10 protein-coding genes are annotated in these 11,267 nt (G+C 67.2%); 2 read left to right on the top strand and 8 right to left on the bottom strand.

What is annotated here, in order from left to right; all coding sequences use genetic code 11:
* From JYA52_RS17565 to truB, 4 genes are all read right to left on the bottom strand, one after another.
* On the bottom strand, positions 1–1,929 hold a 1,929-nt coding region (locus JYA52_RS17565), incomplete at its 3' end, for a DUF222 domain-containing protein (protein WP_240460451.1).
* A gap of 103 nt (positions 1,930–2,032) precedes the next feature.
* Positions 2,033–2,473, bottom strand: a complete 441-nt coding sequence (locus JYA52_RS17560) for a hypothetical protein (RefSeq protein WP_307869423.1) — start codon at positions 2,471–2,473, stop codon at positions 2,033–2,035.
* Between the two features lie 16 nt (positions 2,474–2,489).
* Positions 2,490–2,843 carry a hypothetical protein gene (locus JYA52_RS17555; RefSeq protein ID WP_205654519.1) on the bottom strand — a complete coding sequence of 118 codons (354 nt, stop codon included), beginning with the start codon at positions 2,841–2,843 and terminating at the stop codon, positions 2,490–2,492.
* A 2-nt stretch (positions 2,844–2,845) separates the two neighbouring features.
* Positions 2,846–3,781, bottom strand: a complete 936-nt coding sequence (gene truB, locus JYA52_RS17550; RefSeq protein WP_205654518.1) for a tRNA pseudouridine(55) synthase TruB — start codon at positions 3,779–3,781, stop codon at positions 2,846–2,848.
* A gap of 116 nt (positions 3,782–3,897) precedes the next feature.
* On the opposite strand from truB, the gene JYA52_RS17545 reads away from it, so the two are divergent.
* Entirely contained in the window at positions 3,898–5,106 is a 1,209-nt protein-coding gene (locus JYA52_RS17545; protein WP_205654517.1) for a pyridoxal phosphate-dependent aminotransferase, read from the top strand.
* On the opposite strand, the gene JYA52_RS17540 is transcribed toward JYA52_RS17545, so the two are convergent.
* A complete protein-coding gene (locus JYA52_RS17540) occupies positions 5,100–5,585 on the bottom strand; it encodes a nucleoside deaminase (RefSeq protein WP_205654516.1) in 486 nt (161 codons plus the stop codon). The two genes, JYA52_RS17545 and JYA52_RS17540, sit on opposite strands and share 7 nt — an antisense overlap.
* Before the next feature lie 175 nt (positions 5,586–5,760).
* Between JYA52_RS17540 and JYA52_RS17535 the strand changes: the two genes are divergently transcribed.
* Positions 5,761–6,870 (top strand): ScyD/ScyE family protein, encoded by a 1,110-nt coding sequence (locus JYA52_RS17535; RefSeq protein WP_205654515.1) that lies wholly within the window; start codon positions 5,761–5,763, stop codon positions 6,868–6,870.
* A 69-nt stretch (positions 6,871–6,939) separates the two neighbouring features.
* On the opposite strand, the gene rbfA is transcribed toward JYA52_RS17535, so the two are convergent.
* The 3 genes from rbfA to JYA52_RS17520 all read right to left on the bottom strand — a co-directional run bounded on the left by rbfA (position 6,940) and on the right by JYA52_RS17520 (position 11,148).
* Positions 6,940–7,449, bottom strand: coding sequence for a 30S ribosome-binding factor RbfA (rbfA, locus tag JYA52_RS17530; RefSeq protein WP_205654514.1), 510 nt, complete (start codon positions 7,447–7,449; stop codon positions 6,940–6,942).
* 295 nt (positions 7,450–7,744) lie between these two features.
* Entirely contained in the window at positions 7,745–10,663 is a 2,919-nt protein-coding gene (gene infB / locus JYA52_RS17525; RefSeq protein WP_205654513.1) for a translation initiation factor IF-2, read from the bottom strand.
* A gap of 152 nt (positions 10,664–10,815) precedes the next feature.
* Entirely contained in the window at positions 10,816–11,148 is a 333-nt protein-coding gene (locus JYA52_RS17520; protein ID WP_307869422.1) for a YlxR family protein, read from the bottom strand.
* Positions 11,149–11,267: the final 119 nt, after the last annotated feature.

The following is an 11,267-nucleotide window of genomic DNA, read 5'->3' as shown; positions in this document are numbered from 1 at the left end:
TTGGTCGCGGGCGGTGAGGGCTTTGCGGATGTGGGGCGGGAAGATGCGGGTGGTGCGGCCGATGTCGAGGATGCGTCCTTCGCTGCCGAGAAGGACGGGGATGATGTCCGCGTCGCAGGCGATTTTGCGGATGATGGCGGGGGTGACCGGCCCGGTGAAGGTGAACGTTCCTGTGCCGGGTCCTGTGCTTAGTTCTGTTCCTGGGAGTGGCAGCTGGTGCATGCCAGTGGCCGTGGCCGTGTCTGGATCGGTGGTGGTGCCGGGGGGCGTCCCAGTGCCGGGGAACGGGGGCTGGCCCGTATCGGCGGCCCTGTCTGGATCACTGGCGGTGCCCGGGAATTCCCCGGTGCCGGGGGACGGGGGCTGGTCCGTGGCGGCCGCGCCCGGAGCTGCGCCGCGGGACGCGGCGTGCGAGGCGTCGCGGTGTTGGGCCTGGCCTGGTGCGGTCCGGGCGGTTGCTGTGGGTGTTGTTGGGGTGGTGCGGGGGTAGCGGGGGCCGGTGGCGGCGGCGGTCTCGAGCTGGGTGAGGAGGTCTTGGTAGCTGATGGTGACCATGACTTGGGGTCGGAGGCCTCCGGTTGCTGGAAGGGTGGCGGTGGCGAGGGCGGTTTTGCAGGCGCCGACGAGGCCGTCGAGGTGCTGCTGGGGCCGGGTGCGGCGTTCGAGGTGGACGTCGGCAGCCGCGGCTTCGGCCGCAGCCCCGAACCCCGGCCCGGTGTACGTGCCATGCTCAACGGCTGGGGCGGCAACCGGATCGCGCTCACCGTTCGTGTCCTGTCCGCCCTCCCCGCCTGTCTCCGGGTCTGCTGCGGTGCCTGTACCTCTAAATGTGCCGGTGCCGGTCCGTGGGTTGGTCGCGGTGTTCATGACGGTGAGCAAGTGTTCGTATTGGTCGGTGGTGGCGAAGATTTCGAGGTGGTGGAGGCCGCGGCGCGGGCGGCGGAGGAAGGCGCCTTGGCGGTGGCGGAGTTCTTCTTCGGAGGGTTCGGTGCCGTCCTGGTCGATGGCATCGGCCCAGCGGTGGGCGATGCGGGTGAGGAAGTCGTGGTCGTTCTCGACGGCAGTGCTCGTCAAGGCGTGTTCCATCCGCGCCAAGGTCTCTGCCGGGGCGATGTGGCGGACGCGGTCCAGTGCGGTGGTGATGGTGGTTCCGGCGCGGGAGGCGATGGTCCCGTCTGCCAGGGCGGCGGCGGTTTCTTCGCAGGCCGGAGGCATGGGCTGGCCGGTGATGCCGGTGCGGGGAAGCGTGGCCGAGGCGAGGGCGAGGCGGCGGCGGGCTTCCGCGGCGCCGATCCTTAGCCGCGTCTTGAGGAACTCCGCGGTGTTCCGGCACCCATCATCGGCCGGCGACACCGCGGGGACAGACGCGGAAGTGGCAGCGGAGCTTGAGGCAGCGGCGTCGGTGCCCTCGTCTGTGCCTATGCCTTTGCCGTCGTCCGTGCCGGTGCCCCAGCCGGTGGTCCAGCCGGCGGCCTTGCTCGCGGGGCCGGCGGCGTTGATCGCCTCGGTGCGGGTGCGGTCCACGGCGGCAGCGGCGAGCAGCTGCAGGTACTCGCCCCGGCGGGAGAGCTCCTCGGCCAGCTCGGCGAAGTCCGCGGCGTCCGGGAAACCCGCCAAGGCCAGCTCACTGGGTGCGGACTCGGCAGCGGCCTCCAGCAGCACCAGGCAGCGTTCGAGGCAGTGGCTCGCCCCGGCCGTGAAGGCATCCCCGCCCGCAGCACCAAAGCCCGCGCCACCAAGACCGGCAGCACCAAAACCGGCGGCAGCCCCGCCGTCGGACGCAGAAGTGTCCGCCACGGCGGGTGCGCCGGCCAGGGAAGCGGGGGTAAGAACCCCTGAATCAGGGACGCTGCGTAGCGGCCAAGTACGGCGGCCCGGCATTGCTGCCCGTGCTGCCGTACTGCTTGCGCCTTCCCCAATGGCTTCCATATGGATACTCTGCCGGAGGGGTGTGACAATTTAGGCGCCCGTGCAGCGGGAACGCCAGCCCTACGCGTCGCGCGTGGAAAATCGGCAGAAATTTGGCGCGGCGTTATGCCTTATGCGGGGCCGGACGCCGGCGGTACAGCCAGACCAGGCCCAGTACCGGCAGGATCAGCGGAATGAAGGCGTAGCCCCGGCCGAACAAGGACCACACGGTTTCGTGCGGGAACTGGACGGCGTCGAAAATGCTCAGCGCACCCACGACCACCACTCCGACGAGCTCCACCAGCACGGCGATGAGCGATACCCGGAACCAGGTCCGTCCGGGCTTCGCGAGTGAGACCGTGGCCACGACGTACACAAGGGCGGCGAAGGCGGACAGCAGGTAGGCCAGCGGCGCCTCGGAGAACTTGGTGAGAATCTGGTAGCCGGCACGCGCGGTGGCCGAAATGGCGAACACCGCATACACAGCGATAAGGAGACGCCCGGGTCCGGTGTTGCGGGTGTCAGCCGGCTTCTTGGCCGTGTGTTTGGAGGACGTTGCAGTCACGTTGTGATCTTCCAATTCAGTACCAGATCTGGTTCATTCGCGCGGCCATGACCAAGGCGGTCACTCCCACGGCGGCGAGGACAAAATTGCTCCAGCGGGTCCGTTCCAGGATGGACCAGTACACCGCGGCGACGGGCAGCAGCAGGGCCGTGAGGAGATAGCCCCAGAACTCCCAGGCCTCTCCGGCGATCGGCTCCCCGGCCACCACCCTGACTATCGAGCCCACGAGGTAGACAAGCAAGGCCAGCTCCACTGCGGCCACCGACAGGATGGTGACGTCGTTGGGGGCCTTCTTCAGGATTCCCGCGACGGCACAGATGACGGTGGACAGGAGGCCGACGACAAGGATGACGTAGAAATAGGCGTCCACGATCAACCGGCCTGCTCGCTGCTGGTACTGCCGCCGGTTCCGGGCGCGAAAACGAGGACCGGTTTGGCGAAGCTGCCGCTGTCCGCCAGCAGTGCCACGAGGGACCCGTCGGGAGCAAACGCCGCGGCGGGGCGGTCAGCGGTGGCCGACTCCGCGGAGCCGGCCGGGGCACCGGCGGCGATGCGGCGGCCGAAGGATATCTCGGTGGTTTCCTCCGCGGTGAGTTCCCGGTTGGGCATGAGAGCACGGGCGGCCTGGGATATGTCGAGCACCTCGAGGTCGTCAGCTAGCTGTTCGAGGGTCCGGGCCTGGTCCAGGGAGTAGGGTCCGACGTGGGTCCGGCGCAGCGCCGTCAGGTGGCCTCCGACGCCGAGCGAGCTTCCCAGGTCACGGGCCAGCGCGCGGATGTAGGTCCCCGACGAGCACTCCACGGTGACGTCAACGTCCACCACGGCGCCGTCCCGGGCAGGGCGGATGCCGTGTACCTCGAAGCGGTGGATGGTCACTGCCCTGGCTGCGAGCTTCACGTCTTCGCCGGACCGGACACGGGCGTACGCGCGCTCTCCGTTGACTTTGATGGCGCTGACGCTGCTGGGCACCTGCTGGATCTCGCCCGTCAGGGATGCGATTCCGGCGCGGATGTCCGCCTCCGTGACAGCGGCGGCGCTGGCCGTGTCCACCACCTCGCCCTCGGCGTCGTCGGTCACGGTGGATTCGCCGAGCCGGATGGTTGCCGTATAGGTCTTCGATGTACCCACGATGTAGGTGAGCAGCCTCGTAGCCTTGTTGATTCCCACCACGAGCACGCCGGTGGCCATGGGATCCAGCGTTCCTGCATGCCCCACTTTCCGGGTACCGGCGATCCGCCGCATCCGTCCAACCACGTCGTGGCTGGTCCATCCCTGCGGCTTGTCCACTATTACCAGTCCAGAAAGCACGCCTCCCAGTATATCGGCGCCAACAGGCGGCCGGTTCCGCGGCCCCCGGGCTCCTCTCCGCCGAAGCGGCGTGGACACCCTCGGCCGGACGGCGCGACGGGACTAGGATGGCACTCATGCCTGACCTTGCAGCGCACGTCCGCGACGTCCCCGTCAACCAGATCCGCGAGATCACCGAGGCCGCGTGGCGCACGCCGGGCGCTGTGGTGCTGAGCATCGGGGAACCGGGTTTCCCGCTCCCCCGGCACGTCCTGGAGGCAGGCATGGCATGCCTCGACCGCGACGAGACGAACTACACGCCGAACGCCGGGATCCCCGCGCTGCGGGAAGCCTTCGCTGCAAGGTTCCGGCAGCAGTCCGGTGCCGACATCGGCGCCGAGCGCGTGTACGTGGTTGAAGGAGCCCAGCAGGGCCTTCACTTCGCCATGAGCCTGTTGCTTGCTCCGGGGGACGAGATCCTGATCCCCAATCCCGGCTATCCCACGTTCGCCATGACCAGCAGGCTGCTTCACGCCGTGCCGGTGGGGTATCCCCTGTATCCCGCACAGGACTTCCAACCGCGTCTCGAGGACATCGAAGCGCTCATCACGGAGCGGACCCGGGTCCTTGTGCTGAATTCGCCGTCGAACCCGCTCGGTGCCGTGCTTGCCGAGGACCTGACCCGCCAGCTCGTGGAACTGGCCCGGCGGCACGATCTGTGGATCATTTCGGACGAATGCTATGAAGCCTTCACGTACGACGTTCCGCACGTGAGTCCGGCCCGCTTCGACAGTGCCGTGCCAGGTGAGGCGCGGGTGTTCACGTCGCTGACGCTGTCCAAGACCTACGGCCTGACCGGGCTGCGGATCGGTGCCCTTGTCTGCCCGCCCGGACTTGAGCAGCAGATGAACAACGTGATGGAGGCGATCGTCTCCTGCGTGGCCTCGCCGTCGCAGTATGCGGCGCTCGCGGCCCTGACCGGGCCGCAGGACTATGTGGTGCAGGCGCGGGACCATTACCGGACCAACCGGGATGCCGCGTCCGCCCTCCTGCGCTCCAAGGGCATCCCGTTCCTCACTGCGCAGGGAGCGTTCTACCTGTGGGCCGACGTGTCGCACGTGAGCGGCGGCGATGTCCGGTCTTGGGTGCGGCGATTCCTGGCTGAGTCGGGTGTGTCGTTTGCCCCGGGAACGGCGTTCGGTTCCATTGGCGAGGGATGGATCCGGATAGCGCTGTGCGCCACGCAGGCCGAGCTCGTGGAGGGCGTGAGCCGGCTCCCCGCAAGGGAGCCGGCGACGGCCGGTGCAGCACCGGTCACCGGCACGGGCAGCCAGCCGGGTCAGTAATCGGTGCGTTCGGCGTGGGTGAGCCAGGCGTCAAAGGGAGCGCCCGACGTCGGCACCGGAGTGTGCCTGACCGGCAGCAGCTCCGGCAGGGTACCGGCGAAATATTCGTAGAACAGCGCGTCGTCGAACCCGGCGGCCGCGGCGCCATGACGATCGGCGGCAAAGTAAACACGGTCGATACGCGCCCAGAGGGCTGCCGCCAGGCATAGCGGGCACGGCTCGCAACTGGTGTACAGGACTGCACCGCTGAGATCGAAATTCGCGGTTTCCGCCGCGGCGGCGCGAATGGCCACCACTTCCGCGTGCGCCGTGGGGTCGTTGTCCCGGGTGACGCGGTTGACGCCTTCGTGCTTTGTCCCGTCCGCGGTGACAACGAGTGCGCCGAAAGGTCCTCCCCCGGCCGCAACGTTCCTCTCGGCCAGGGCGACTGCTTCAGTCAGGTACCCGAGGACATCTGCTTCGGTCGGTTGTGCAGGCATGATCTGATCATAGCCAGACGGGTGGTCCTGCCGGGCCCGCGGCGGCCACTTGTTTCCCACCATCGACAGTCCTCAATTCCCGGGACTAGAATGCGCGCGTCGGGGGAACCCACATCGGGCCAAAAATCAGGTCTCAATGCTCTGGATGAACACCATTGACATTGGAGACAGCAGCATGAAAAAGAAACTATCAATCCTGGCGGTCCTCGCCGCGACCGCGACCATTCTCTCCTCCGCCCCGGCGACCGGGGCCGCCCCTGCAGCTCCGAAGGTAGTCGCGAAGGGCTTGCTGACTCCCCTGCACGTCAGCGCCGGGTACGACGGCTCGGTTCTCGTCAGTGAAGAGTTCGCCGGCCGTCTCGTGCGGATCGCCCGTAACGGAGCCCGCTCCGTGGTCTACAACAACCCTGCCTGGGACGTGGCGGGCTCCGACCGGCAGCGCGGAACGATCTACTTCGCCGAGAGCCAAGGGGCCGGGCCCATGGATCCGCGCCCGCTGGCCGGGCATATCCGGAGCATCGGCACCGACGGCAAGCACCGCACGTTCGGCGATCTGGCTGCCTTGGAGCAGAAGCACAATGCCGACGGCGCCACCCAGTACGGCTTCCGGAACCTGCCGGCCACCTGCGCAGCCAAGCTGCCAAAGGACGTACCGGTCTCCTACAAGGGCGACGTCGATTCCCATCCCTATGGCATCGAAGTTTCCGGCAACACGGTGTATGTGGCCGATGCTGGAGCCAACAGCATCGTTTCCGTCGATGTGAAGTCCGGCAAGGCCAAGACTGTCGCCGTGCTGCCGCCGCGTTCCCACCGTTTCACTGCGGCGGAGGCGGCGGCACTGAAGATGCCGGCCTGCATCGCGGGGTACACGTACAGGTTCGAGCCGGTTCCCACTGACGTCACCGTCGGTCCGGACGGCTGGCTGTATGTGTCCCTGCTACCGGGCGGGCCTGAAGATCCTGCCCTCGGCGCCCGCGGCGCCGTGTACAAGGTCAACCCGCACAGCGGGAAGGCCAAGCTGTTTGCTGACCACGTCATGTCGCCGACCGGCATTGAGACGGATCACGACGGCAACGTGTATGTGGCTTCCCTGTTCGGGAAGGGCGTGCTCAGGATCTCCGACGACGACGGCAAACAGCGGGTGCTGCTCCCGGCAACGCTCACCGCTGACGTGGATCTCAGGGGCGACACCCTCTATGCCACGGTGAATGCGCTGCCTGAACCGATGAAGGCCCCGGACGGCCGCGTGGTGTCCCAGCCCCTGACCGGGCACAAGGACGACTGACGAAGAAAGGTGCGGCCGGATCCCGGGGATCCGGCCGCACCTTTTCTGTACTGCCTACTGTCTGTGACCCTACTTGCTCTGGTCCTCATCGATGTCGTCGTTGCCGCTGAGGTCCGTGTCCTCTTCGTCGAAGTCGTCTTCATCGATGTCAACGTCTGCCGGAATGTCACTCTTGTACGGGTCGGCGTCGCCGGCGTGCTTGGCGTTCTCCGCCAGGGCCGCAACTTCCGCGTCGCGCTTCTTCGCGGCGCGGAGCAGCTCCTCCAGGTTGGAGGCATTCACGGGAATCTGGTCCGCTACGAACTCCAGCGTGGGGGTCAGGCGGACGGTGATGTTGCGGCCCACTTCCTGGCGCAGCACACCCCGGGCCTTCTCCAGGCCCTTCGCCGCATCAGCCTGCACGGCCTGGTCACCGAACACGGTGTAGTAGATGGTGGCATGCTGCAGGTCATTGGTCACCCGGGCATCAGTGACAGTAATGCCCTCAAGCCGCGGATCCTTGACCTTCCGGCCCAGGGCCTCTGCAACAACAACCTTAATCCGCTGCGCCAACTTGGCAGCGCGTGCCGGATCAGCCATTTTTACTCCTAAATATTGAGGTACGACGGCGCTTGGCAGCAGGGCTCTTAAGTTGCCTTTGCTGCCACGCACATGAGGTGAGTCTATGACGATGCCGGAGGGTTTTGGGGGCGCCCGGGAGTGGCATCGGGCCTGCCGGAGCTGGGCGGCTTGGGATCGAAGATCCCAAGCCGCCCAGCGTAGGGGCGGGGCGCCCCCAAAACTCGGAGGCTCCCGGGCTGGGCGAAAATGCGGGGCCGCCGGAAAAAATCCAACGGCCCCGCACCTGCAACTGCTAGTTCGTCAAACGAGAACCTTAGACGCGCGGCTTCTCGCGCATCTCGAAGGTCTCGATGATGTCGCCTTCGTTGATGTCGTTGTACGAACCAAGACCGATACCACACTCGAAGTCCGTGCGGACCTCGGTGGCGTCGTCCTTGAACCGCTTGAGCGTCTCAACGGTGAGGTTGTCGCCGATGATCTTGCCGTCGCGGCTGATGCGGGCCTTCGTGTTGCGTCGGATAATGCCCGAGCGAACGATGGAGCCTGCAATGTTGCCGAACTTGGAGGAACGGAACACCTCGCGGACCTCGGCGGTGCCAAGCTGGACTTCCTCGTACTCCGGCTTGAGCATGCCCTTGAGGGCCATCTCAATGTCATCGATTGCTGCGTAGATGACGGAGTAGAAGCGCATGTCCACGCCTTCGCGGTCTGCCAGTTCGGCAACACGCTCGGCGGGCTTGACGTTGAAGCCGATAATGACGGCGCTGTCGACCGTTGCCAGGTTGACGTCGTTCTGCGTGATGGCACCGACACCGCGGTGGATAACGCGGAGCTGGACACCTTCGCCGACGTCGATCTTGAGCAGTGCGTCTTCGAGGGCTTCCACGGCACCGGACACGTCACCCTTGAGGATGAGGTTGAGGGTGTCGATCTTGCCTTCGGCGACGGCCTGGTCGAAGTCTTCCAGGCTGATGCGCTTGCGGCGCTTGGCGAGGGCGGCGTTGCGGTCGGCTGCTTCACGCTTCTCGGCGATCTGGCGGGCGGTGCGCTCGTCAGCGGTCACGAAGAAGGTGTCACCGGCGCGCGGCACGTTGGACAGACCCAGCACCTGGACGGGGCGGGACGGGCCGGCCTCGGTCAGGGCGCTGCCGTCGTCGTCGAACATCGCACGGACACGGCCGTGGGCCGTACCGGCAACGATCGTGTCGCCGACGCGCAGGCTGCCGGACTGGACCAGGACAGTTGCCACGGAACCGCGGCCCTTGTCGAGGTTGGCTTCGATCGCGATACCGCGGGCGTCCTTGTTCGGGTTGGCGCGCATGTCCAGGGCAGCGTCTGCGGTCAGCAGGACTGCCTCGAGCAGCTCGTCGATGTTCAGGTTCTGGCGTGCAGAGACCTCAACGAACATGGTGTCGCCACCGTATTCTTCCGGAACCAAGCCGTATTCGGTCAGCTGGCCGCGGACCTTGTCCGGGTTGGCGCTTTCCTTATCGATCTTGTTCACAGCCACGACGATCGGCACGTTAGCTGCCTGCGCGTGGTTGAGGGCTTCAACGGTCTGCGGCATAACGCCGTCGTCCGCTGCGACCACCAGGATGGCGATGTCCGTGACCTTCGCACCACGGGCACGCATGGCGGTGAACGCCTCGTGACCGGGGGTGTCGATGAAGGTGATCTTGCGGTCTTCGCCTTCGTGGTTGTGCGTGACCTGGTAGGCACCGATGTGCTGCGTGATGCCGCCGTGCTCGCCCGCCATAACGTCGGACTTGCGGATGGCATCGAGCAGGCGGGTTTTACCGTGGTCGACGTGGCCCATGACGGTGACTACTGGAGGACGTGCCTCAAGGTCTTCGTCGCCTTCTGCTTCCAGCTCGGCGTCGAAGTCGATGTCGAAGGTGCTGAGCAGCTCGCGCTCCTCGTCCTCCGGAGAGACGACCTGAAGCTTGTAGCCAAGCTCCTCGCCCAGCAGTGCGAAGGTTTCCTCATCCAGCGACTGTGTGGCCGTTGCCATTTCACCGAGGTGGAAGAGCACGGTCACCAGCGCGGCGGGGTTCGCCTCGATCTTGTCGGCGAAGTCCGTGATGGACGAGCCACGGCGAAGCCGGACTACGGTGTTGCCGTCGCCGCGGGGTACGCTCACGCCACCCAGCGACGGGGCGCTCATCTGCTCAAGTTCCTGGCGCTTTGCACGCTTCGACTTGCGCTGCTTGCCACGGCCTGCGCCGCCCTTACCGAAGGCACCCTGGGTTCCGCCGCGACCGCGACCACCCTTGCCGAAGCCGCCGCCGGCCGGAGCGCCGCCGCCTGCACCGGGACCGCCGGTTCCGGGAGCGCCGCCTGGACGGCCCGGACCGCGTCCGCCGCCACCGGGACGTCCTGCACCAGCCGGTGCCGGACGCTCAGTGCGGTTGGGCATCATGCCCGGAGTGGGACGGTTTCCGCCAGCCCCTGCGGTACGCGGACCACCAGCGCTGCCCGGAGCACCACCAGTGCGCGGAGCACCGGGACGGGGACCGCCCGGAGCGCCACCGGTGCGCGGAGCACCGGGACGGGGACCGCCGGCGCCTGCCGCGGGGCGGGGACCGCCGGGACGGTCGCCGTCAGTACGGCTGCCGCCCGGACGGGGCATGCCCTGGGACGTTGCGAACGGGTTGTTGCCCGGGCGCGGCGGACGGTCTCCGTCGCCGCCACGGCCGCGGGGCATGCCCTGGGACGTTGCGAACGGGTTGTTGCCGGGACGGGGACCGCCCGGGCGGGGAGCCGAGCCACCCTGGCGTGCTGCCGGCGCAGCCGGAGCTTCCGCCTTGGGCGCCGGACGCGCGCCGGGCTTGGCGCCCGTCGACGGAGCGGCGGGGGCAGCCGGCGAGGGAGTTGCGGGCGCTGCGGTAGCGGGAGCAGCAGGTGCTGCAGGCGCGGCCGGAGCTTCAGCAGCGGGTGCCGGAGCGGGTGCCGGAGCCGGGGCGGGGGCCTGGGCCTTCGGGGCAGCCGGACCGGGAGCCGGGGCGGGGCGTGATTCTGCCGCCTTGGCCGGAGCCTTGGGGGCGCTGGCGGGCGCTTCGGTCTTCGAAGCGGCCGCAGCCGGGAAGGCGTTGCGGAGTTTTCGCACAACGGGGGCCTCAATGGTGGAAGAGGCAGAGCGAACGAATTCGCCCAGTTCCTGCAGTTTGGTTACTGCATCTTTGGAAGTAATACCGAGCTCTTTAGCAAGCTCATGTACGCGGACCTTGGCCACATTTCTCCTGTCTCGGTCCGCACCGAGCCAGGCACGAACCGTCTACTTCTTACTGCGGACCTCCGCCGCGAGTGCAGCTGAAAGGTCCATTGCAGAGCGCAACAAAGTTGTCATCGTTGCGCACTCATCGCTGGGAACTCATCGGGTTTCCATCAGTTTTCTGACCCGCTTTCAGGTTGGACGGTTGTTGCTGCGGCCACCGGGGTGTCCACGGCGTGCGTGCCTGCCGTGATCCGGCGTTCGACGGCGGCGGCATCGGTTGCGCCCTTGAGGGCCCTTCCGAATGCACGCCGCTTGACCGCCAGGGCCAGGCACGCTTCGCTGGGGTGCAGCCATGCACCCCTGCCAGCCATCCGGCGTCGTTCATCCACCACGACGACGGAAGATCCGCCGGCGTCGGAGACGAGCCGGAGTAACTCAGACCGCGACCCTTTCGTCCGGCATCCGATGCAAGTACGTTGCGGCTGATTCCCGAGGTGTTGCACTGCTACCACTGTCGAGTATCTTCCTGCCTGTACTTATCTGCCTGCCCGGTGCGCAGCCGCTGCCGTCTGGCAGAGGCGGGCACACATACAGGCACACTGATGCCGGCTGCTAGGCACGG

The organism is Arthrobacter pascens (assembly GCF_017052465.1).
In the GTDB taxonomy this organism is placed as follows: Bacteria; Actinomycetota; Actinomycetes; order Actinomycetales; family Micrococcaceae; genus Arthrobacter; species Arthrobacter pascens.
Note: the sequence above shows the minus strand (reverse complement) of the source record. Positions and strands in the feature narration are given on the sequence as shown.